Source organism: Bartonella eidoli, from assembly GCF_036576145.1.
Taxonomy (GTDB): Bacteria; Pseudomonadota; Alphaproteobacteria; order Rhizobiales; family Rhizobiaceae; genus Bartonella.
The window spans coordinates 1-23162 of the sequence record NZ_JBAFWX010000007.1; the positions used below are offsets into that span (position 1 = coordinate 1).

Here is a 23162-nt window from a genome sequence, read left to right on the forward strand (position 1 = left end):
AAGCTTCGTTTTGCTATTCGTGAAGGTGGTCGTACTGTTGGTGCAGGTATCGTTTCTAAGATCATTGAATAGGCAGTGGTTGTTGAGGGGCGTCTTTAATTATTAAAGGCGCTTGTGTGGTAAGGAAGTTGTCAGAGATTAGGGGTATAGCTCAGTTGGTAGAGCGGCGGTCTCCAAAACCGCAGGTCGCGGGTTCAAGTCCTGCTGCCCCTGCCAAAATTAGGTGGGGTAAAGGTGTTTTTTTAGGAAGGTGGGTGGGTTTTGCTGCCTTCTTTCTTTTTTTTGTATAGGGCTTGTTTTTTTATGTATGAATCGTTATTGAATATATTTTAAGGTCGCGTAAGATTAAGAAATTAGTTTTTGCGTTTCCGTCGTGTTTGTTTTGTAGTATAAATCACAGTGAGATAAAGAGATATAGTGTAACTGATGGCGTTTAAAACTAATCCGATTACTTTTTTGAAGCAAGTGTATGCAGAAACGGCTAAAGTGAAGTGGCCTACACGTCGTGAGACGGTTGTCTCGAGTGTTATGGTGTTGTTGGTGACTGCGTTGGCGTCAGCTTTCTTTTTTGTGGTGGATCAAGTTATGCATTTTAGTGTATGGCAGGGTATTGATCTTCTAAAGTATCTTTTTAGTTGATAATGTAAGGAAGTGTGATTGTGGCTGCTCATTGGTATATTGTTCAAGCGTATTCAAACTTTGAAAAAAAAGTAGCAGAGGCTATTGATAAAGAGGCAAAGCAAAAAAAGTTGGATCATCTTTTTGAAAAGATTTTTGTTCCAACAGAGCGTGTTGTTGAGATTCGTCGGGGTCGTAGGGTGGATGCTGAGCGTAAATTTTTCCCTGGTTACATTTTGCTTCGTGCTGAATTGACGGATGAAGTTTATCATCTTGTTAAAAATACACCTAAGGTAACGGGATTTTTGGGTTCGGATTCGCGTCCAGTTCCTATTTCTGATAAGGAGGCTGAGAATATTCTTAAGCAGGTTCAGGAAGGTGTTGAGTCTCCAAAGTCCTCTGTGCTATTTGAGGTTGGTGAGCAAGTTCGTGTTGCTGATGGACCTTTTGTGTCGTTTAACGGTGTTGTTCAAGAGGTTGAGGAAGAGCGTTCTCGCCTTAAGGTCGAGGTGCTAATTTTTGGGCGTCCTACGCCTGTTGATTTAGAGTTTAGTCAAGTTGAAAAACTTTGATGAAGTTGAAGTGATTTAATCACTTGAAATGATTAGTGGGAGGTGATTTTTGGCTTTTGTCAACTTTATGATCCGCACCACAAAACTGCAAGAGATGACTGGCAAGTAAGGTTGTCAGTTTATTAGTTAAATGAAGGCAGATTATTATGGCAAAGAAAAGTATAGGTCAGCTAAAATTGCAGGTCCCTGCGGGAGCGGCTACTCCATCTCCACCGATTGGTCCTGCTCTCGGTCAGCGTGGTATTAATATCATGGAGTTTTGTAAATCATTCAATGCTGCCACGCAAGAGTTGGAAAAGGGGTCGCCTATTCCGGTTATTATTACTTATTATCAGGATAAGTCTTTTACGTTTTCTCTGAAAACGCCTCCTGTGTCATTTTTTTTGAAAAAGGAGGCAAATTTAAAATCGGGCTCAAAAGATCCTGGAAAGGTATCTGTTGGAAGTATTTCTCGTGATAAAATTCGTTCGATTGCGGAAATTAAAATGAAAGATCTTAATGCAAATGGCATTGAGGCGGCGATGCGTATGATTGAAGGTTCTGCTCGCTCTATGGGCTTGAAGGTGGTGGATTAATATTATGGGAAAAGTAGCCAAGAGAATAAAAAATATCCGGAGAGATATTGATTTTAATAAGCTTTATGCTTTAGAAAATGCTGTTTCTATGGTTAAGGAGCGTGCCGTTGCTAAGTTTGACGAGACGATTGAGGTTTCAATGAATTTGGGTGTTGATCCTCGTCATGCGGATCAGATGGTTCGAGGGGTTGCTCACTTACCTAATGGGTCTGGAAGAAATGTTCGTGTTGCGGTTTTTGCGCGTGGTGATAAGGCTGAAGAAGCTAAGGTTGCTGGTGCAGATGTTGTGGGAGCTGAGGATTTGTTTGAGAGTATTAACAGTGGGGTAATTAATTTTGATCGTTGTGTCGCGACCCCAGATATGATGCCGCTTGTTGGTCGTCTTGGGAAAGTTCTTGGTCCGCGAAGTTTGATGCCAAACCCAAAAGTTGGTACTGTAACAATGGATGTTGCCGGGGCAGTAAAAGCTTCTAAAGGTGGTGCTGTTGAATTTCGAGTTGAAAAGGCTGGTATTGTGCACGCTGGTATTGGTAAAGCTTCTTTTGGTGTTGAGAAGATAGTAGAGAATATTAAGGCTTTTGTCGGTGCGGTTGTTAAGGCTAAACCGCAAGGTGCGAAAGGTGAATATATTAAGCGTGTTGCAGTTTCTTCAACGATGGGAGTTGGAATTAAAGTTGATCCTGCAACGATTCGTGTAGAATGAATGAAGCGTGCTTTTTTTTATTTTGATACGTAGTATCAAGATTTTGTTTAGGATGTCGACTTTGTTGGCATTTTTTATCTAAGCTTTATTAAGCTTGGGTTGTGCCGAAAGAAATTTCGGAATATCCTGTCCGAGATTGTGGGTGATGCGTTGAGTATCTTAATACAAAAGAGCCTGCATGAGACTGGGGTAAGAGCTGTAGAGTTAGATGACTTAAAGAGTTTGAGCCAAGGTTGCCTTTGATCGTTGTGCGTGAGAAGGGGACAGGATCCTCATCGATGGTATGAAGTATTTGTGCCATCAAAGGTAACCAACAGATTTATTTTATTAAATCTGTTATATGGAGAGAGACAGTGAATAAAGCGGAAAAACGCGAGTTTGTTACATGGTTGAATGAAGCTTTTCGTAAGTCTGGTTCTGTCATTGTTGCACACTATTCCGGTCTGACAGTTTCGCAAATGAATGATCTTCGATCAAAAATGAGTGAAGCTGGCGGTGCCATTAAAGTTGCCAAAAATCGCCTTGCTAAAATCGCTCTTCAAGGTACGGAGTCTGAGTCTATAGTAGATTTATTTACTGGGCAGACTCTTGTTGCTTACTCGGAAGATCCAATTGTAGCGCCAAAAGTTGTTGTTGATTTTGCGAAAAGTAATGATCAATTTGTCATTCTTGGCGGTTCAATGGGTGCGGCTAATTTAAGTGTAGATGCTGTGAAGTCTTTGGCATCATTGCCTTCATTAAATGAGTTGCGGGCGAAACTTGTAGGTATGATTTCTACTCCTGCGACTCATGTTGCGCGGGTTGTTAATGCGCCTGCTGGTAAGGTTGCGCGTGTTGTTGGAGTATATGCTCAAGAAGGCAAGGCAGCTTAAGGTTGTTTTGTATTCATAATAATGGAAGGGCTTTAGCGCTTTTCTATTTTTTTGATTGGGTTCTAAATAATGGTTCAAATTTTTTAATTAAAGGAATTTTAAAATGGCTGATCTAGAAAAGATCGTGGAGGAACTTTCTAATTTAACTCTTTTGGAGGCCGCAGAGCTTTCTAAATTACTTGAGGATAAGTGGGGGGTTTCAGCTGCTGCTCCTGTAGCTGTGGCTGCTGCTGGTGCTGCTGCTCCAGTTGTTGAGGAAAAGACGGAATTTGATGTGATTCTTGTGAGTGGTGGGGCTCAAAAAATTAATGTTATCAAGGAGGTTCGTGCTCTTACTGGACTTGGTCTAAAAGAAGCTAAAGATTTAGTTGAAGGTGCACCTAAACCTATTAAAGAGGGTATTTCTAAAGACGAAGCAGAAAAGATTAAATCTCAACTTGAAAGTGCTGGTGCTAAAGTTGAGCTCAAATAGATTTAAATCTATTGGCGAGCATTTATGTTCGCCATTTTCCTTTTCTTTTAAAGAGTAAAGGAGGTTGCTGAATTATTTTTTATAATTTAGTGGTTATGATCTATAGATTTTATTTAATATCCCTTATTTAAAAGCCAAGAAAGTGAATTGGCTGCTTTGCGGGGAATTTGGTAGTAACTCATTCGTGAGTATTAAATAAACTGATCTGCGTGTGCAGATTAATGATGTAAAGCTTTCAAGGTTTAGTCTACTTTGAAGAGTAAAGATCGAGGAGCGATGATGGCTCAGACTCTAGCGATGACATCTCAATTTAATGGTCGTAAGCGTGTACGTAAATTTTTTGGTAAGATTCCTGAGGTGGCAGAGATGCCTAATCTTATTGAGGTTCAAAAAGCTTCATATGATCAGTTCCTCATGGTTAAGGAGCCGAAGGGTGGGCGTCCAAATGAGGGCTTGCAGGCTGTTTTTAAATCGGTGTTCCCTATTTCGGATTTTTCCGGTACGGCTATGCTTGAGTTTGTTGGTTATGAATTTGATTTACCAAAGTTTGATGTGGAAGAATGTCGTCAGCGTGATTTAACTTATGCGGCACCGTTAAAGGTAATATTGCGTTTGATTGTTTTTGATGTTGATGAAGATACTGGTTCAAAGGATATCAAGGATATTAAAGAGCAGGGCGTTTATATGGGTGATATGCCCTTGATGACAGCGAATGGTACTTTTATTGTTAATGGTACTGAACGTGTTATTGTTTCTCAGATGCATCGTTCTCCAGGTGTTTTTTTTGATCATGATAAAGGCAAATCTCATTCATCAGGGAAGCTTCTTTTTGCTGCTCGTGTGATTCCTTATCGGGGTTCTTGGCTTGATATTGAGTTTGATGCCAAGGATATTATTTATGCTCGTATTGATAGACGACGTAAAATTCCAATTACCAGTTTTTTAATGGCGCTAGGTATGGACGCGTCAGATATTTTGTCAACTTTTTATAATAAAGTTACTTATGAGAGAGATGGAGATGGGTGGCGTATTCCTTATTCTGTTGATCGTTTTAAAGGGATGACGCTCGTTTCTGATCTGGTTGATGCGGATAGTGGTGAGGTAGTTGCTGAGGTTGGTAAGAAGTTAACTGCTCGTGTTGCGAGGTCATTAGCTGAAAAGGGCTTGAAAGCGGTTAAGGTGAGCGAATATGATTTGTTGGGGTATTATTTAGCTGAAGATATAGTTAATTATCAGACAGGTGAGATTTACCTTGAAGCTGGTGATGAAATTGATGAGAAGACATTAAAGGTTTTATTTGATGTTAATGCTGATCAAGTTGATATTCTTGATATTGATCACATGAATGTTGGAGCGTATATTCGCAATACTTTAAAGGTAGATAAGAATGAAAGTCGGCAAGATGCGTTGTTTGATATTTACCGAGTAATGCGCCCAGGCGAGCCACCTACAATGGATACAGCAGAAGCTGTATTCCATTCATTGTTTTTTGACCCAGAGCGTTATGATCTTTCGGCTGTTGGGCGTGTTAAGATGAATTTGCGTATGGATCTTGATTGTCCGGATACAGTTCGCGTGTTACGTCAAGAAGATATTCTTGCTGTTGTTAAAATGTTGGTTGAATTACGTGATGGTCGTGGTGAAATTGATGATATTGATAACCTTGGTAATCGTCGTGTTCGATCAGTTGGGGAGCTGATGGAAAATCAGTATCGTATCGGTTTGCTTCGAATGGAGCGTGCGATAAAGGAACGTATGTCATCAGTTGAGATTGATACGGTTATGCCGCAGGATTTGATCAATGCAAAGCCGGCTGCAGCGGCTGTTCGTGAATTTTTTGGTTCTTCGCAGTTGTCACAGTTTATGGATCAAACGAATCCACTGTCGGAAATTACCCATAAGCGTCGTCTTTCTGCTCTCGGTCCGGGGGGGTTAACTCGTGAGCGTGCAGGTTTTGAAGTTCGTGATGTGCATCCTACACATTATGGTCGTATTTGTCCGATTGAAACGCCGGAAGGTCCCAATATTGGTTTGATTAATTCTTTAGCAACGTTTGCAAGGGTTAATAAGTATGGTTTTATTGAAAGCCCATACCGTAAAATTATTGATGGTAAAGTGACTACGGAAGTTGTTTATCTTTCTGCTATGGAAGAGTCTAAACATTATGTAGCGCAAGCTAATTCTTCATTAGATGCGGAAGGGCGTTTTATTGAAGAATTTGTTGTTTGTCGTCATGCTGGTGAAGTTTTGATGGCGCCGCGCGATCATGTTGACTTGATGGATGTCTCGCCTAAACAGTTAGTATCAGTGGCAGCTGCTCTTATTCCATTTTTAGAAAATGATGATGCGAATCGCGCTCTGATGGGTTCCAATATGCAGCGTCAAGCGGTTCCACTTGTGCGTGCTGAAGCACCATTTGTTGGTACGGGTATGGAGTCAGTCGTTGCTCGCGATTCTGGGGCAGCTATTGGTGCAAAACGGGGTGGTATTGTTGATCAAGTTGATGCAACACGTATCGTTATTCGTGCGACAGAAGATTTGGATCCTTCGAAATCAGGTGTTGATATTTATCGTCTGCAAAAGTTTCAGCGTTCTAATCAGTCTACTTGTATTAATCAACGACCTCTTGTCCATGTCGGTGAGCGGGTGGAGAAAGGTGATATTATTGCAGATGGTCCATCTACAGACCTTGGCGATTTAGCTCTTGGGAGGAATGTTCTTGTAGCATTTATGCCGTGGAATGGTTATAATTATGAGGATTCCATTTTACTTTCTGAGCGCATCGTTGTTGATGATGTTTTTACTTCGATTCATATTGAAGAATTTGAAGTTGCTGCACGTGATACAAAGCTTGGGCCGGAAGAAATTACTCGTGATATTCCTAATGTTGCGGAAGAAGCATTAAGAAATCTTGATGAGGCTGGTATTATTTACATTGGTGCTGAGGTTCAGCCGGGTGATATTTTGGTTGGTAAAATAACACCCAAAGGTGAAAGTCCCATGACGCCAGAAGAAAAACTTTTGCGTGCAATTTTTGGAGAAAAGGCTTCAGATGTTCGCGATACTTCTATGCGGATGCCTCCTGGAACCTTTGGAACAGTTGTAGAAGTGCGTGTTTTTAATCGCCATGGTGTGGGAAAAGATGAACGTGCTATGGCAATTGAGCGTGAAGAAATTGAACGTTTGGCTAAAGACCGTGATGATGAACAGTCAATCCTTGATCGTAATGTTTATGCGCGTCTTTCTGATATGTTGACAGGAAAGTTTGCTGTAGAGGGTCCAAAAGGATTTTCAGAAAGTAGGAAGCTTGATAGTGTAGTTATGGGTGATTACCCACGTTCGCAATGGTGGCAGTTTTCTGTTGAGGATGAAAAGCTTCAGAATGAGATTGAAGCTTTGCGTAAGCAGTATGATGAATCGAAAGAAGCGCTGCAACGCCGTTTTATGGATAAAGTTGAAAAAGTTCAAAGAGGCGATGAAATGCCGCCTGGTGTTATGAAAATGGTTAAAGTTTTTGTAGCGGTGAAACGCAAAATTCAACCAGGTGATAAAATGGCGGGGCGTCATGGTAACAAAGGTGTTGTGTCGCGAATTGTTCCAGTAGAAGATATGCCGTTTCTTGAAGATGGAACACATGCTGATATTGTATTAAATCCGCTTGGTGTCCCTAGTCGTATGAACGTTGGACAAATTCTTGAGACTCATCTTGGCTGGGCTTGTGCAGGTATGGGAAAGAAAATTGGTGATTTAGTAGATAGTTATCGAGAAACTGGGGATATACTTCCTTTACGGAAGCGTATAGAGAGTTTTATTCCTGATAATGGTCGTAATGAATCTGTACGTCAATATGATGATGAGAGTCTTTATAAATTGGCATTGCAGATGAGGAAAGGTGTTTCAATTGCGACACCTGTATTTGATGGAGCTCATGAATCTGATATTAATACGATGTTAGAAGATGCAGGTTTGGACAGTTCAGGGCAGGTTACTCTTTATGATGGTCGGACTGGTGAGCCTTTTGATCGTCCTGTTACTGTGGGTTACATTTATATGCTTAAATTGCATCACCTCGTTGATGATAAGATTCATGCTCGTTCGATTGGGCCTTATTCTCTTGTTACTCAACAGCCGTTAGGTGGTAAGGCACAATTTGGAGGTCAGCGTTTTGGTGAAATGGAGGTTTGGGCTCTTGAAGCATATGGTGCTGCATATACTTTGCAGGAGATGTTAACAGTTAAGTCAGATGATGTTGCTGGTAGAACAAAAGTCTATGAGGCAATTGTACGTGGTGACGATACATTTGAGGCTGGTATACCTGAAAGCTTTAATGTGTTGGTGAAGGAGATGCGTTCACTTGCTCTTAATGTGGAGCTTGATGATGCGCGTGAACTTATTGCACAGAGAACGTCATCCGATGTGACGGAACAATAGTTTTTAGGAGTATGTTTAAATTAACGTGCTTTAACTGTTCTGAGAGGTTAATAAAGTTAAGATAGTGCAGATGCAGTGTAAAATAAAAACAGACTTTAAGTTAAAGTCTGTGTAAAATTAATATCTATTTAATAGGTTCTAAGAATCTTTGAAGGAGAACAGCATGAACCACGAGGTCATGAATCTTTTCAATCCTCAGTCGCCAGCGCAGACATTTGACTCTATTCGTATTTCAATTGCTAGTCCTGAGAAGATTCTGTCTTGGTCATATGGTGAAATAAAGAAGCCTGAGACTATTAATTATCGTACCTTTAAACCAGAGCGTGATGGCCTTTTTTGTGCGCGTATATTTGGTCCTATTAAGGATTATGAGTGCTTATGTGGCAAATATAAACGTATGAAATATAAAGGTATTATATGTGAAAAGTGCGGTGTAGAAGTTACTTTATCGCGAGTGCGGCGTGAGCGCATGGGGCATATTGAACTTGCGGCACCAGTTGCTCATATTTGGTTTTTAAAATCTCTGCCAGGTCGTATTTCTACTCTTTTAGATCTAACTTTGAAGGATATTGAAAGGGTTCTTTATTTTGAAAATTATATTGTAACAGAGCCAGGGTTAACACCTCTTAAGCTTCATCAGCTTCTTTCTGAAGAAGAGTATATGCTTGCTGTTGATGAATTTGGAGAAGATCAGTTCACGGCTATGATCGGCGCTGAAGCTATTTATGAGCTTTTGGCTGGTATGGAATTAGATAAAATAGCAAATGATTTACGTGCTGAGTTATCTGAAACGACTTCAGAATTAAAGCAGAAAAAGCTCATTAAAAGACTGAAGATTGTTGAAAACTTTCTTGAGTCTGGTAATAAACCAGAGTGGATGATTATGAAGACAATTCCGGTTATTCCGCCGGATTTGCGTCCATTAGTTCCTCTTGATGGTGGCCGTTTTGCAACATCAGATTTAAATGATCTTTATAGGAGGGTTATAAATCGTAATAATAGATTGAAGCGATTAATTGAATTGCGTGCTCCTGGAATTATTGTGCGTAATGAAAAGCGTATGGTTCAGGAAGCTGTTGATGCATTGTTTGATAATGGTCGTCGTGGGCGTGTGATTACAGGGGCGAATAAGCGCCCATTAAAGTCGCTTTCTGATATGCTTAAGGGGAAACAAGGGCGTTTTCGTCAGAATTTGTTAGGTAAGCGTGTAGATTATTCGGGTCGTTCTGTTATTGTTACGGGTCCAGGATTGAAATTGCACCAATGTGGTCTTCCTAAAAAAATGGCTCTGGAGTTATTTAAGCCGTTTATTTATGCGCGCCTTGATGCCAAAGGGTATTCATCAACTGTAAAGCAGGCGAAAAAACTTGTCGAAAAAGAACATCCAGAAGTTTGGGATATTTTAGACGAAGTTATTCGTGAACATCCTGTTTTACTGAATCGTGCTCCGACATTGCACCGTTTGGGCATTCAAGCCTTTGAACCTATTTTGATTGAGGGAAAAGCTATACAGCTTCATCCATTAGTGTGTACTGCTTTTAATGCAGATTTTGATGGAGATCAAATGGCAGTACATGTTCCACTTTCTCTTGAAGCGCAGCTTGAAGCTCGTGTTTTAATGATGTCAACCAATAATATCCTCCATCCAGCCAATGGTGCGCCAATTATTGTTCCATCACAGGATATGGTCCTTGGTCTTTATTATCTTTCCATTGTTTTAGAAAAAGAGCCAGGTGAAGGGATGGCATTTGCTGATATAGGTGAGCTGCATCATGCTTTGGAAAATAAGGTGATAACTCTCCATACAAAGATTAAAGGCCGCTTTAATAATATGGGTCAAGATGGAAGAGCGGTTCCTAAACTGTATGATACTACACCTGGTCGTTTAATCATTGGTGAGCTTTTGCCTAAAAATTCAAATATTTCTTTTGATATTGTCAATCAGGAAATGACTAAAAAGAACATTTCAAAAATAATTGATCAGGTTTATAGGCATTGTGGACAAAAAGAGACTGTTATTTTCTGTGATCGTATTATGCAGCTTGGCTTTTCTTATGCTTGCCGTGCTGGGATTTCATTTGGTAAAGATGATATGGTTATTCCTGATAGTAAGCCACGTTTAGTTGCAGAAACAGAAGCTTTGGCTAAAGAATACGAACAGCAGTATAATGATGGTTTAATTACTCAGGGTGAAAAATATAATAAGGTTGTCGATGCTTGGGGTAAATGTACTGACCGTGTTGCATATGAAATGATGAAGCGTCTTCAGACTGTTGAGTTTGATCCTGAAACAGGTCGTCAGCGGCAAATGAATTCAATCTATATGATGTCACATTCTGGTGCACGTGGTTCTGCTAATCAGATGAAACAGTTAGCAGGTATGCGTGGGTTAATGGCAAAACCATCAGGTGAAATTATTGAAACACCAATTATTTCAAACTTTAAAGAAGGTCTCACTGTTAATGAGTATTTTAATTCGACTCATGGTGCACGGAAGGGACTTGCTGATACTGCCTTAAAAACTGCTAACTCTGGTTATTTAACAAGGCGTCTTGTGGATGTTGCGCAGGATGCTATTATTTCTGCAGTTGATTGTGGTACTGTAAAGGGGCTTACTATTCAGCCGATTGTTGATGCAGGGCAAATTGTTGCGTCACTTGGTCAAAGGGTTCTTGGTCGTACGGCACTTATTGATATTTTGCATCCAACTTCTGGGGAAGTTATCCTTGAAGGTGGCGCTATGATTGAGGAAGCTGATGTTGTGAGGATTGAAGAAGCTGGGATTCAGTCTGTTCAAATCCGTTCCGCTTTAACATGTGAAACACGCCTTGGGGTTTGTGCTAAGTGTTATGGTCGTGATTTAGCGCGTGGAACACCAGTTAATCAAGGTGAAGCAGTTGGTGTGATTGCCGCTCAATCGATTGGTGAGCCTGGGACTCAGCTCACTATGCGTACTTTCCATTTAGGTGGAACAGCTCAAGTGGTTGATTCATCTCATTTAGAAGCATCCTATGAAGGTACAATAGAAATTCGTAATCGCAATGTTGTTCGTAATTCTGAAGGGCATTTAGTAGTTATGGGGCGCAATGTGGTTATAATTATCAAGGACGAAACTGGGAAAGAGCGTATAGCGCATCGTATTAGTTATGGCGCGCATATTTTTGTCGATGATGGTGATATTGTTAAATGTGGTCAGCGTATAGCTGAATGGGATCCTTATACACGTCCAATTTTAACTGAAGTTGATGGTTACGTAGGTTTTGAAGATATGATTGATGGTTTATCAGTTACTGAGACGACTGATGAATCAACAGGTATTACAAAACGTTTGGTTGTCGATTGGCGTGCAAACCCTCGTGGTGCTGAGTTAAAGCCAGCTATTGTTATTCATGAGGATGAAAAAGGAAAGGCTATAGCTAAATTATATAAAGGTGGTGAAGCTCGTTACATGATGTCAGTGGAAACTATTCTTTCTGTTGAGCCTGGTGCTCATGTAAAGGCTGGTGATGTCATTGCGCGTTTACCAATGGAAAGTGCTAAGACAAAAGATATTACAGGTGGTTTGCCACGAGTAGCTGAGCTTTTTGAAGCACGGCGTCCAAAAGATCACGCTATTATTGCTGAAGTTAGTGGTACAATTCGCTTCGGTCGTGGTTATAAAAATAAGCGTCGTATTATCATTGAGCCACATGATGAATCTCTTGAGTCAGTAGAGTATTTGATTCCAAAGGGTAAATTATTTCATTTTCAAGAAGGCGATCAAATTGAAAAAGGAGATTATATTCTTGATGGTAATCCAGCACCTCATGATATTTTAGCAATTAAAGGTGTTGAAGCTTTGGCCTCTTATCTTGTTAATGAAATTCAGGAAGTTTACCGTTTGCAGGGTGTTTTGATTAATGATAAGCATATTGAGGTAATTGTCCGCCAAATGTTACAAAAAGTAGAGATTACTGAATCTGGAGATTCTGGTTATATTCCAGGCGATAATGTTGATCGTATTGAATTAGATGAAATTAATGATAATTTGATAGCAGAAGGGAAAAGGCCGGCATCAGGTAATCCTATTCTTCTTGGGATTACAAAAGCATCTCTTCAAACACCGTCTTTTATTTCTGCTGCATCATTCCAGGAAACAACTCGAGTACTTACCGAAGCGGCAGTTTCTGGAAAAATTGATACATTGCAAGGATTGAAGGAAAATGTGATTGTTGGTCGTCTTATTCCTGCAGGAACAGGTGGTACAATTGCTCAAATACGCCGTATTGCTGCAGTTCGTGATGGTTTAATTGTAGATGAACGGTGTAAATCTGGTAATAACGAGATGGCTAAGGTTATGTTAACAAATATGACGGTGAATACACCTGTTGAATAGTTTGAGCATATAAAAGTAATGTAAAAACGTCTATATGGTATTTAGACGTTTTAAGAATTTTAAGAAATGAAAATAGCTGAAACTCTATTTATAAAAAATAAGGAATATATAATGTAGATAGAGTTGTTGGTATATTGTAGAAAGAAGATAATATTATTTGAAAAAAGGTAGTTGGTTGAGTGCCATGAAATTTTTGCTTTTATATTTTTTATTGAGAGGCGATTAAAGCAAATGGTTAGAAATTTTTCTTAAAAGATTAAAAACTAATTGTTTTTTACTATAGAGAACTTGTGTGATTAGAAAAGTTTTTTCTTTAAAGAAAAGAAAAAATAGAGAATGGTGTGATAGAAAAACTTTTATAGGTATACACATTGTTGATAAGCGTGTTCTATGAGAACAGAACGATAAGATGTATGGATATTATTCAATTAGTGAATTGACACGTGAATTTTCAATTACTGCTCGTACTTTGCGTTATTATGAAGAAGAGGGCCTGCTTGTACCTTTTCGTCGTGGGAGTACACGGTTTTATACTCAAACAGATCGTCATAAATTAAAACAGATATTACGGGCTAAAAGAGTTAATTTTTCTTTATCTGAAATATCTGAGATGTTGACCGTGGTGGAGAGATTGCCGAACGATGAGGAAAAGCTTAAAGAATTAATTGCAGGCGTTAATAAAAAGCGCGCTTATTTACAACAAATGCAGCGTGATATTGATGATATTTTACATGATTTAGAATGCATTGAAGAGATTTTTTTTGAGAATTTAGCAGAATTGGGTGTAAAATATTAGTTTTTAAATTTATTTTTATGATTATTTTTTCATTGCAGGAGAAGTTCTGTGTGAATTCTTAATTAAGAAGGCACAAACAAAGTTTTGAATATATAAAGTCGTTGAGGAATAAATTAAATAAAAGCGTGGAAAGTTTCCAAACAGTATATTGGCTGCTAAAAAAATCTTGATATTCAGGCTTATTTTTATATGAAAAGGAAGAAGAAAATGGTAGATTCCTCGAGTGACATTTTTCAATCTATTTTGTCGAGAAAGTCAATTAGGGCGTTTACTGATCAGCCAGTTTCAGAAGAAACGATTAATAAAATTTTAGATTTTGCGGCGCGTTCTCCATCTGGAGGAAATCTGCAGCCGTGGCAAGTAATCGTTCTTACCGGGGAAGTGTTGCAACATGTTGGGCAGGAACTTTCGAAGTTAGTATTGTCTGGTGTGCAAGCGGAACGTGAATATCATTATTATCCGCGTCAGTGGCGTGAACCTTATGCTTCTCGGCGTAAAAAAATAGGTTTAGACCTTTATAAGAGCCTTGGGATCAAAAAAGATGAACAAGAAAAAATACTTCATCAGAAGGCAAGGAATTTTTTCTTTTTCGGTGCTCCTGTAGGACTTTTGTTTACAATAGATGGTGATATGGAAATGGGAAGTTGGCTTGATTTGGGTATGTTTATGCAAACCATTATGCTGGCTGCACGGGGATTTGGGCTTGATACATGCCCTCAAGCTTCTCTTGCCGATTATCCTAAACAAACTCGTCCTCTTTTATCTGTACCTTCTGATAGGAAGATTATTTGTGGTATGGCTCTTGGGTATCGTGATATAAATGCTCCAGAAAACAGTATTGAAACTGATCGTGAACCAATTAACAATTTTGTACGTTTTATTAAATCAGCTTCATAGAGTGTTTTTATGTGATTAAATAATAAAATTAAGATATTAAGGTATTATAAAAATATTTCAGTAGGATTTATTTTGCTTACTTAACTTTAATATTGCATATTAATATTTATTTTAATAGGTTCGATGCATTAATATAATGATTGTTATAGGATTATTGTAAGTTTTTTTACAGGGTTGCTATGGGAAGCGTTCTAGAAAGAAAGTGTTGGATAGTTGCAAGACGGGCAACATTAATTTTCATTATCGTTATTTTTTTAGTTTATCTCACAACTTAATTTTGAATAACATAGAAGTGGTAAAAAATATATGCTTTGAATTTATATTTAATTTTGAGGTGATTAGTGTTTTTATCCGTTTTTGAACTCTTTAAAATTGGTATCGGGCCTTCTAGTTCACATACAATGGGGCCAATGACTGCTGCTAATATGTTTTTGCAGGAAATTATGACACAAAATCTTGCTTTGTCATCTTGTGCAAGAATTTCTCGTATACGTGTTTATCTTTATGGTTCATTAGCATTTACGGGAATTGGTCATGCTACAGATAGGGCTATTATATTAGGGCTTTTAGGAGAAAAGGCATCAACTGTTGATCCTGATCTTATGAGTTCACTTTTGGAAAAGGTGGAGCAAGAAAAACAAGTACAGCCAAAGGGGCACCCTCCTTATCAGTTTGATTTGCGTAGTGATCTTATTTTTGAACGAAATATGATTTTACCAGGTCATCCAAATGGGCTTGCATTTGAGGGGCTTGATGCAGATGGAAATACCCTTTTACGTCAAGTTTATTATTCTATTGGTGGTGGCTTTGTTGTAACAGAAGATGAGTTAAGTCGTATAAGTAATGATACAAAACTACAAACCCCTGAAGTTCCATATCCTTTTGATTCTGCTAATAATATGTTATTAATGGCAAAAAAATCAGGATTATCAATTGCAGAGATGAAGCGCATAAATGAAGAAACGACGATGGAACGTTCTGCTCTTGATAATGGGCTTGATGCAATTTTTTCAGCCATGACAAATTGCATTGATAGGGGACTTTCACAAGAAGGTGAGTTGCCAGGTGAGCTGCATGTTAAAAGACGTGCTAAAAAACTACATGATAAACTTTTGGAAAGTAGAGAAAAAAATCATAATCATCCATTCTTGGCTAATGATTGGCTTTCTGTTTATGCTATAGCTGTAAATGAAGAAAATGCAGCGGGTGGTCGTGTTGTAACTGCACCGACAAATGGTGCAGCGGGCGTTGTGCCTGCAGTGTTGCGTTATTATCTCCAATTCAGTGATTATTCGGATCGAGCAGGAATACATAATTTTTTATTAACAGCTGCGGCTATTGGTGGAGTTATTAAACACAATGCTTCTATTTCTGGTGCAGAAGTTGGTTGTCAAGGTGAGGTTGGGACTGCATCTTCAATGGCTGCTGCGGGGTTGACAGCAGCATTAGGTGGTACGCCAGCTCAAATTGAAAATGCTGCAGAAATTGCTCTTGAACATCATTTAGGGATGACGTGTGATCCAGTCGCAGGTCTTGTACAAGTTCCTTGTATTGAGCGTAATGCGATGGGCGCTGTAAAAGCTGTGACCGCTTCTTCTCTCGCATTGCACAGTAATGGGCAGCATTTTGTTTCTCTTGATGCTTGTATAAAAACTATGCGTCAAACAGGGCATGATATGAGTGATTGTTATAAAGAGACAAGTAAAGCTGGCCTTGCAGTGAATGTAACATCTTGTTAAGTGTGCGGTGATATTAGTATAACAGATGATACATTAAATATTAATCGTAATAAATATTAGTACTATAATAAACGTATATAATAGGAAATATTATGTATATCTATTTTAAGAAATTATCTAGAGATCATTAAAGAAGTATTTTATTGCATTGTTAATTAAGATGATTTAACTGTAATTTTTGTAGCAGGGTTTATGTTTTAAATATTCAAGAATATTTCAATATTCAATTAGCAATGCAAGTAAATATACCTAAATAGTTTATGGTACACTTTTGCAAAATAATTCTATTTAAAAGTTGAAAGTGCCGCGGATAAGTAAAATGTAGGGTGCGATTCTCGTAAGGGAAACTATACTGAAAGTAGCACAGGGATAGCTTTGTTAACTAAGCGGTTTTGTATCGCTTTTGTCTATAACGCTAAATATTTGTTGCTCCTAAACGGATTTTAATAGGTATACTGCCAGTTTGGCTTACAACACGTAAATGAATGCGCACAGGAGGGATAGCTAAACGGCGGTTTCTGGTTGTTTGGCAAATAAGAAGATTGACAAGAGATTGTGTGCTTAGCGTAGTGGGAGCATGTTTCAAGTCAGTAAGTTTTATCATAGCGTTATGAAGAGAACGCAGTGAAGTAAAAGATGACTGCTTCAACAATTTTTCTTTTTCAAGGAATGAATCAATAGCGTCATGTATCATGGACTGCCCTTAATGCGAGATTAAAAATTTTTAATAAGCTACAATATAGCAGTTAAAATTTGCTTTCTTTAAAGTAGAACATGCACTAGAAGCCGCTTTTTTTGATGAAAAGCCTATAAATCTAGCACGATAATAATGATGTCCACTTTTTTCAAATGGCTGCGTATGTAAAGAGGTGTATTTCAAAGCTGAATAAGCTGTATTTTTTGCTTTTACAAGCAATTTTTTTGCTTGTTTTCTATCAGAAAGAGAACCAATTTGAATAGCCCATCCAGTATTCGTAGATAAAGCTGCAGTAACAATTTTTACGGATTCAGTTTTTTGGGGGTTAGGTATTGGTATAATCACCTGATTTACAGCAGATATTGCTGTATCAAAATTTTTAGGTTGTTCTGCGAGTGCTGTCAATATAGTAGAAATTTCATCATCAAATTCGGTGGAATTAGCTTTCATAAGTGGTATAGGAGTATTCACACCGGTAGGTAAGTTATAATTTGCAAAAGCTATTAAACGTTCACCACTCTGTATACGACTTGCTTTTGGAAGGTAGTGATTTAATAAATCAACCATATGATCATCTCGTGCGGCAGATGATTTTCCTCCCATGACGACAGCGACAATAGAGCGACCTTCGATACGCATTGATGTCGCTAAATTAGAACCTGACATTTGTGTATAGCCCGTTTTAATTCCATCGACACCTTTTACCATCTTAACTAATCTATTATGGCTGTTAATTGTTTGTCCATGAAAGGTAAAACTTGTTGTTTTAAATAGTTTATACTGCTTTGGAAAATGCTGACGTAAGGCCAATGATAAAGTAGCCATATCTTTTGCTGTAGAATAATTGCGTGTGTCTGGAAGTCCAGACGCATTCGCGAAGTGAGTATTTATCATACCGAGTTTTTTTGCTTTTTTCGTCATCATTATAGCAAATTTTTTTTCATTGCCACCGAGATATTCAGCAATAGCGGTTGCAACATCATTTGCTGATTTTGTAACAAGCGCTTTAGCTGCTGCTTCTGCAGAAATTGTTTGACCCACTTTAAGCCCGATTTTTGTTGGTGGACGTTTTGCAGCGTAACTTGAAATGGGAATTGGTGTATTTGGTGTTATACGACGCGCATGCATAGCCTCAAAAAGTATGTATAATGTCATCATTTTTGTTAATGAAGCAGGATAACGCTTCAGCGTTGCATTTTTCTGAAATAAGGTTTTTCCTGTATTTGCATCTATAACAATAGCTGCATATTTATCGGGATAGACTCCTTTGGGAGTGGCTGATGCCCAAGAACAAGAAAAAAAAGTCAAAGCGATAACAAAAATCGTTAGCTTTTGGTAGTAACGTACAATTATTTGTCGGCAATTAATATACACTTGCTGTATCCCATGTCTTTATTTACTCTGGAATCCTCTCAAGGCCCCTTTTGCTATAGTCTGCCTGTATAGTTTAAATAAATGGTGTTACTAATTTATTGACAGAAATAATTTTATTAATTCATATTTGATCTAACTTAACTATGAAAAAAATACTTTTTTATGCAAACGCGTGTTGTAATAGTTATGAAAGGGCTTAAAATTACTGAAAACATGCTCCACGAAAAATAATGCGATGCAAAATTAATGAAAAACTTTATAACCTGTATCAGGAAAAATATCAAAATAATATGTACGAGAAAAAGGGCAAAAGTTGGAAAGTAAAAACATATGATTCTATCATTATGACTAAGATTAAAGTTAAATTTTAGATATTTAAATTGTACTGCGCGTTTTTATTTAGGAATAATTATACGGTTACGGGTTTCATTATTTGAGAGAAGATTTTTTAAAAAAGTTTCGAAAAAACACTGTGCATTATGTTAAATTCATTGAAATGGAATGAATTATGCGGGGTTAATGCTTTAAATAATGAAGTGATTGAAATGAAAGTGATGCAAATTATGGGACGCACACGTCTAAAAAGATATCTGTTACAATGTGTAATGGAATGGAAGTGAGGGTGGTATGCCATCTTTTACACCAAATCTTGAAAAAGCGTTGCATAGCGCATTAACGATTGCTACTCAAGCACAACATGAATACGCGACATTGGAGCATCTTCTGCTTGCTTTGCTAGATGATGTCGATGTAAGTTCAGTTCTCCAGGCTTGTCAGGTCAACTTGGAAGAATTACGTAGACGTTTAATGAATTATATCCAATCAGAGCTAGATACAAAAATTGGTGCGAATAAAGACACAAAGCCTACAGCATTTTTACAACGTGTTATTGAACGTGCAGTGATACATGCTCAATCTGCCGGAAAAGATGAAGTTTCTGGGGTAAATGTCCTTGTTGCAATTTTTTCTGAACATGAAAGTCATGCAGCATATTTTCTTCAGGAAGGAGGGATGACATGCTATGATGCTATGCGTTTTATATCATACGGTATCCCACGTGATGATGGATTATCTATGTTGCTGGAAGATATTGAAGGACAATTGGATCAGCAGATTTGGGATAATGATGAAAAAGCGACGAGTACACTTTTTACTTACTGTGTTGATCTAAATTGCAAAGCACGTCATGGAAAAGTTGATTTATTGATTGGTCGTGATTTAGAAATTTCACGGATGATTCAGATTTTATGTAGAAGATCAAAAAATAATCCGATTTTGGTAGGTGATCCTGGCGTTGGAAAAACAGCTATAATTGAGGGGTTGGCTAAGCGCATTATTGATGGGCGAGTTCCTGAAGTTTTGGCAAATGCTACAATATTTTCTCTTGATATAGGTAAACTTGTTGCTGGTACGCGCTATCGTGGTGATTTTGAAGAACGATTTAAACAGGTTATTAAAGATTTTGAAGATCATACAGATGCTATTTTGTTTATTGATGAAATTCATACATTGATTGGAGCAGGAACTACATCAGAGGGAAATATCGATGCGGCTAATCTTTTAAAACCTGCATTATCTTCAAAATCCATTCGGTGTATTGGTTCGACAACTTACAGAGAATATCGAAAGTTTTTTGAACAAGATCGAGCTTTAGAGAGACGTTTTCAAAAAATTGATATTAATGAGCCTTCTGTTCCGGATGCTATTAAAATTTTGCGAGGGTTAAAGCCTTATTTTGAAAATTTTTATCAGATAAAGTATACTGATGACGCAATGAAAGCCTCTGTAAAACTATCTTCACGGTATATAGTTGATCGTTGTCTTCCTGATAAAGCTATTGATGTTGTTGATGAAAGTGGTGCGGCGCAAATGCTTTTGTCCCAAAAGCGGCGAAAAAAAAGTATAGGTGTTAAAGAGATTGAAGCAACCGTTGCTGCTATGGCAAGGATACCATCAAAAACAGTTTCTAGCGATGATCAAAAAGTTCTTAGTAATCTTGAAAAAGAGCTGAAGCATGTCATTTATGGGCAAGATCAGGCAATTACAGCGTTAGTATCTTCAATTAAGTTGGCGCGAGCAGGGTTACGCGATTCGGAAAAGTTAATAGGAAGCTATCTATTTTCAGGGCCAACAGGTGTAGGAAAAACTGAAATTGCAAAACAGCTTGCATCTTCCTTGGGGATTGAATTATTACGCTTTGATATGTCGGAATATATGGAACGACATACAGTTGCACGTTTAATAGGTGCTCCTCCAGGATACATAGGCTTTGATCAAGGTGGTCTTCTTACAGATGCTGTTGATAAGAATCCTCATGCAGTTCTATTACTGGATGAGATAGAAAAGGCTCATCCAGAATTGTTTAATATTTTATTACAGGTGATGGATTACGGAAGACTAACCGATCATAATGGAAAGAAAATTGATTTTCGTAATGTTGTCTTGATTATGACAACTAATGCTGGTTCTTCAGATATGGCAAAATCACCTATTGGTTTTGGTGAAAAAAATCATTACAGTTACGATATAGAGACCATTAACCGATTGTTTGCGCCAGAATTCCGTAATCGATTAGATGCTATCATTCCGTTTGCACCTCTATCCCATCAAATAATCGGCCGGATTGTACAAAAGTTTATTTTTCAGCTTGAAGCGCAGTTAGCAGATCGAGGAATTTATTTTGAATTAAGCACCTCCGCAATGATTTGGCTTGCTAATAAAGGCTACGATTCCCAGATGGGAGCGCGTCCATTAAGTCGTGTCATACAAGAACATATCAAGAAACCATTAGTTGATGAAATTTTATTCGGAAGGTTGCGTCATGGTGGTATGGTTCATGTATTGACACAAAAAATGAATGGGAAAAAAGAAAAATTGCAATTAGAAATTTCATCTTCCAAAGCATCTGTTTGTTCAAAAAAGAGCAAAATAATACATCTTTCAAAAGGGAAGATATGCAAAAAAAAGCTTTGCAAATTAAAAGAGTCTTAAAGGGCAGATCGAATTTTTTTTGCATTTTCTTCAAGTATTTCTGTAGACGTTACAATATTATTATGAGGGATAAGTTCTATTCCTTCCATGCGTGGTATGATATGGAAGTGGAGATGGTAAACAGTTTGCTGACTAGCTGCTTCATTAAATTGCATAATCGTTACACCATCTGCTTTAAAAGCTTTTTTGACAGCGTTAGCGATTTTTTGTACAACCTTAATAACTGGAAACAATGTTTCAGTATCTGCATCCAGTAAATTTCTAGAACCTTTTCGAGGGATGACCAATGTGTGCCCCGGAGCTTGTGGCATGATATCCATAAATGCAATGACATCATCATCTTCATAAACACGAACAGAAGGGATTTCATTGCGAATCAATTTAGCAAAAACATTGTTGTCATCATAAGTTTGTTTCATACAATCATTCCTTCTTATTAATTTTATTTTAAAGTTTTAAAATAAAAAAGAGTGCAACATTTTAAAAGTATGAGCTAAGAGATTCTTTCATTTGGTTTTAGCATTATGGAATCTTCATTATTGGTAGGAGGAAGATATCTCTACGATGGCTTCAACTTCTACCGGAACATTCATAGGAAGAACAGAAACACCGATGGCAGAGCGAGCATGTTTTCCTGCTTCACCGAGGATATTAACAAATAGATCAGAAGCTCCGTTAGCTATGAGAGGAATGTCGGTAAAGTTGGAATCCGCGGCAACGAAGACTGTGGTTTTTACTATTTTTTTTATTTTATCCAAATTACCAAGAGTTGCTTTTATTTGCGCAAGGATATTGATAGCACATACTTCAGCTGATTTTTTTGCTTGTTCGATGTTTACAGCTACTCCAACTTTTCCAACTGTAATTGGTTTTCCGTTTAAAAGAGGGAGCTGTCCAGAAATAAAAAGCTGATTGTTACTTTGTGATACTGCTACATAATTTGCAATGGGCTGAGTTGCGTCAGGTATAGTGATACCTAATATTTTTAAACGGTTTTCAATCAAGTTTGTCATAATTTAAATCCCATAGCTATTTTATAATACACTTATTGCATAAACTATTTTTCAGTTTAAGAAAATGCGTAGTTAATTAAAAGTTGATCTTTGTTGCCTTATTGTATGAATGATGTGCAATAGGGAGAATTGGAAATTAGAAATTATGAGATCATTGTTTGTAATAATTTTTTATGTTATTTTTTTATGTTCTGCGAGAGCTGAAGGGGATATTTTTGTTGCACCTCATAGGGCTATTTATGATTTTCAGCTTGATAGCGCTCCTAGTGAAATGGCAATTTTAGGAATGACTGGACGAATGGTGTTTGAGCTCAAAGGTTCAGCATGTCAGGGGTATACTACACGTTTTCGTTTTATTAGTCGTGTTCATATTGAAGATATGCCTGCACGTTTAACTGATCAACAGACAACCAGTTATGAAACAGGTGATGGTCGTGCGTTTCGTTTTAGTGTTACAAATCAGGTTGGACAGGATGTTGCGCATAATTCTGAGGGGTCAGCTGAACGTACTAAAGATGGAATTACTGTTAAATTGCAAAAGCCAAAAAAAACAGAGTATAAGCTTGCAACAGCTGAGTTTCCGGTTATGCAGTTAAAAAATATTATTCGGCATGCTAAAGCAGGCTATAGTTTCTATAATACTACTGTGTTTGATGGTACAGATAAAGCAGATAAAGTTATAAAAGAAAGTGTCATTATTGGGAAAAAAAAGACAAAGATATTTGATATTTCTGATATTGAGGCAACCAAGATAGAAAAGTTGATGGAAGGGGAGTATTGGCCGGTTACAATTTCTTATTTTGATGATTCAGAAAATAGAGATGGTTTGCCTATTTACCGCACCAGCTTTCTTTTACATGAAAACGGTATCATGCGTGATCTTCGTGTAGATTATGGGATTTTTTCAGTGCGTGCAAAATTGAATAATCTTGAACTATTTGAGGAAGGTAAGAATTTGAGCCAATGTAAACATTAGATAATTTCAGAAAATAACTTGAAAAAGAATCAAATATTAGTATGTTTGCATCATTCCACAC

18 protein-coding genes and 1 tRNA gene are annotated in these 23162 nt (G+C 37.8%); 15 read left to right on the forward strand and 4 right to left on the reverse strand.

Going from position 1 to position 23162, the window contains the following annotated elements; translation table 11 throughout:
- From V5N68_RS05415 to V5N68_RS05475, 13 genes are all read left to right on the forward strand, one after another.
- The coding region (locus V5N68_RS05415; RefSeq protein WP_503619816.1) for an EF-Tu C-terminal domain-related protein at positions 1-72 on the forward strand (72 nt) is incomplete at its 5' end.
- 68 nt (positions 73-140) lie between these two features.
- Positions 141-216: transfer RNA gene (locus tag V5N68_RS05420), tRNA-Trp, on the forward strand.
- Positions 217-426: 210 nt separating this feature from the next.
- The gene (gene secE / locus V5N68_RS05425; protein WP_332066165.1) at positions 427-639 is read left to right on the forward strand and encodes a preprotein translocase subunit SecE; all 213 of its coding nucleotides are present in this window, start codon (positions 427-429) and stop codon (positions 637-639) included.
- A 20-nt stretch (positions 640-659) separates the two neighbouring features.
- Positions 660-1190, forward strand: a complete 531-nt coding sequence (nusG, locus tag V5N68_RS05430) for a transcription termination/antitermination protein NusG (RefSeq protein WP_332066166.1) — start codon at positions 660-662, stop codon at positions 1188-1190.
- A 146-nt stretch (positions 1191-1336) separates the two neighbouring features.
- Complete coding sequence (rplK, locus tag V5N68_RS05435; RefSeq protein WP_332066167.1) at positions 1337-1765, forward strand: 50S ribosomal protein L11; 429 nt, start codon at positions 1337-1339, stop codon at positions 1763-1765.
- A 4-nt stretch (positions 1766-1769) separates the two neighbouring features.
- A complete protein-coding gene (gene rplA / locus V5N68_RS05440; protein ID WP_332066168.1) occupies positions 1770-2468 on the forward strand; it encodes a 50S ribosomal protein L1 in 699 nt (232 codons plus the stop codon).
- A gap of 353 nt (positions 2469-2821) precedes the next feature.
- A complete protein-coding gene (gene rplJ, locus V5N68_RS05445) occupies positions 2822-3340 on the forward strand; it encodes a 50S ribosomal protein L10 (protein WP_332066169.1) in 519 nt (172 codons plus the stop codon).
- A 103-nt stretch (positions 3341-3443) separates the two neighbouring features.
- Entirely contained in the window at positions 3444-3812 is a 369-nt protein-coding gene (gene rplL / locus V5N68_RS05450; RefSeq protein WP_332066170.1) for a 50S ribosomal protein L7/L12, read from the forward strand.
- A 279-nt stretch (positions 3813-4091) separates the two neighbouring features.
- On the forward strand, positions 4092-8243 hold the full coding sequence (gene rpoB / locus V5N68_RS05455) for a DNA-directed RNA polymerase subunit beta (protein WP_332066221.1): 4152 nt from the start codon (positions 4092-4094) through the stop codon (positions 8241-8243).
- Positions 8244-8406: 163 nt separating this feature from the next.
- Positions 8407-12618 carry a DNA-directed RNA polymerase subunit beta' gene (gene rpoC / locus V5N68_RS05460; protein ID WP_332066171.1) on the forward strand — a complete coding sequence of 1404 codons (4212 nt, stop codon included), beginning with the start codon at positions 8407-8409 and terminating at the stop codon, positions 12616-12618.
- Positions 12619-13027: 409 nt separating this feature from the next.
- Positions 13028-13414 carry a MerR family transcriptional regulator gene (locus V5N68_RS05465; RefSeq protein WP_332066172.1) on the forward strand — a complete coding sequence of 129 codons (387 nt, stop codon included), beginning with the start codon at positions 13028-13030 and terminating at the stop codon, positions 13412-13414.
- 207 nt (positions 13415-13621) lie between these two features.
- Entirely contained in the window at positions 13622-14311 is a 690-nt protein-coding gene (locus tag V5N68_RS05470; RefSeq protein ID WP_332066173.1) for a nitroreductase, read from the forward strand.
- Positions 14312-14652: 341 nt separating this feature from the next.
- Entirely contained in the window at positions 14653-16050 is a 1398-nt protein-coding gene (locus V5N68_RS05475) for an L-serine ammonia-lyase (RefSeq protein WP_332066174.1), read from the forward strand.
- A gap of 415 nt (positions 16051-16465) precedes the next feature.
- Here V5N68_RS05475 and V5N68_RS05480 read toward each other — a convergent pair whose 3' ends face one another.
- Positions 16466-16744 (reverse strand): hypothetical protein, encoded by a 279-nt coding sequence (locus tag V5N68_RS05480; RefSeq protein WP_332066175.1) that lies wholly within the window; start codon positions 16742-16744, stop codon positions 16466-16468.
- Between the two features lie 30 nt (positions 16745-16774).
- Entirely contained in the window at positions 16775-18121 is a 1347-nt protein-coding gene (locus V5N68_RS05485; protein WP_332066176.1) for an SPOR domain-containing protein, read from the reverse strand.
- 627 nt (positions 18122-18748) lie between these two features.
- Here V5N68_RS05485 and clpA point away from each other — a divergent pair.
- Positions 18749-21112 carry an ATP-dependent Clp protease ATP-binding subunit ClpA gene (clpA, locus tag V5N68_RS05490; RefSeq protein ID WP_332066177.1) on the forward strand — a complete coding sequence of 788 codons (2364 nt, stop codon included), beginning with the start codon at positions 18749-18751 and terminating at the stop codon, positions 21110-21112.
- Here the strand turns inward: clpA and V5N68_RS05495 are convergent.
- Complete coding sequence (locus V5N68_RS05495; protein ID WP_332066178.1) at positions 21109-21531, reverse strand: HIT family protein; 423 nt, start codon at positions 21529-21531, stop codon at positions 21109-21111. The genes clpA and V5N68_RS05495 overlap by 4 nt on opposite strands.
- A gap of 117 nt (positions 21532-21648) precedes the next feature.
- Positions 21649-22125 carry a RidA family protein gene (locus V5N68_RS05500; RefSeq protein ID WP_332066179.1) on the reverse strand — a complete coding sequence of 159 codons (477 nt, stop codon included), beginning with the start codon at positions 22123-22125 and terminating at the stop codon, positions 21649-21651.
- A 142-nt stretch (positions 22126-22267) separates the two neighbouring features.
- Here V5N68_RS05500 and V5N68_RS05505 point away from each other — a divergent pair, with 142 nt between their 5' ends.
- Positions 22268-23101 carry a cell envelope integrity EipB family protein gene (locus V5N68_RS05505; protein WP_332066222.1) on the forward strand — a complete coding sequence of 278 codons (834 nt, stop codon included), beginning with the start codon at positions 22268-22270 and terminating at the stop codon, positions 23099-23101.
- The last annotated feature ends 61 nt before the right edge of the window (positions 23102-23162 follow it).

Excerpts from the sequence above, each read along its gene's own strand:
- secE (WP_332066165.1), top strand. The coding sequence starts at position 427 with ATGGCGTTTAAAACTAATCCGATTACTTTTTTGAAGCAAGTGTATGCA.
- rplK (WP_332066167.1), top strand. The coding sequence starts at position 1,337 with ATGGCAAAGAAAAGTATAGGTCAGCTAAAATTGCAGGTCCCTGCGGGA.
- rplA (WP_332066168.1), top strand. The coding sequence starts at position 1,770 with ATGGGAAAAGTAGCCAAGAGAATAAAAAATATCCGGAGAGATATTGAT.
- rplL (WP_332066170.1), top strand. The coding sequence starts at position 3,444 with ATGGCTGATCTAGAAAAGATCGTGGAGGAACTTTCTAATTTAACTCTT.
- rpoB (WP_332066221.1), top strand. The coding sequence starts at position 4,092 with ATGGCTCAGACTCTAGCGATGACATCTCAATTTAATGGTCGTAAGCGT.
- rpoC (WP_332066171.1), top strand. The coding sequence starts at position 8,407 with ATGAACCACGAGGTCATGAATCTTTTCAATCCTCAGTCGCCAGCGCAG.
- V5N68_RS05465 (WP_332066172.1), top strand. The coding sequence starts at position 13,028 with ATGTATGGATATTATTCAATTAGTGAATTGACACGTGAATTTTCAATT.
- V5N68_RS05470 (WP_332066173.1), top strand. The coding sequence starts at position 13,622 with ATGGTAGATTCCTCGAGTGACATTTTTCAATCTATTTTGTCGAGAAAG.
- V5N68_RS05480 (WP_332066175.1), bottom strand. The coding sequence starts at position 16,744 with ATGATACATGACGCTATTGATTCATTCCTTGAAAAAGAAAAATTGTTG.
- clpA (WP_332066177.1), top strand. The coding sequence starts at position 18,749 with ATGCCATCTTTTACACCAAATCTTGAAAAAGCGTTGCATAGCGCATTA.
- V5N68_RS05495 (WP_332066178.1), bottom strand. The coding sequence starts at position 21,531 with ATGAAACAAACTTATGATGACAACAATGTTTTTGCTAAATTGATTCGC.
- V5N68_RS05500 (WP_332066179.1), bottom strand. The coding sequence starts at position 22,125 with ATGACAAACTTGATTGAAAACCGTTTAAAAATATTAGGTATCACTATA.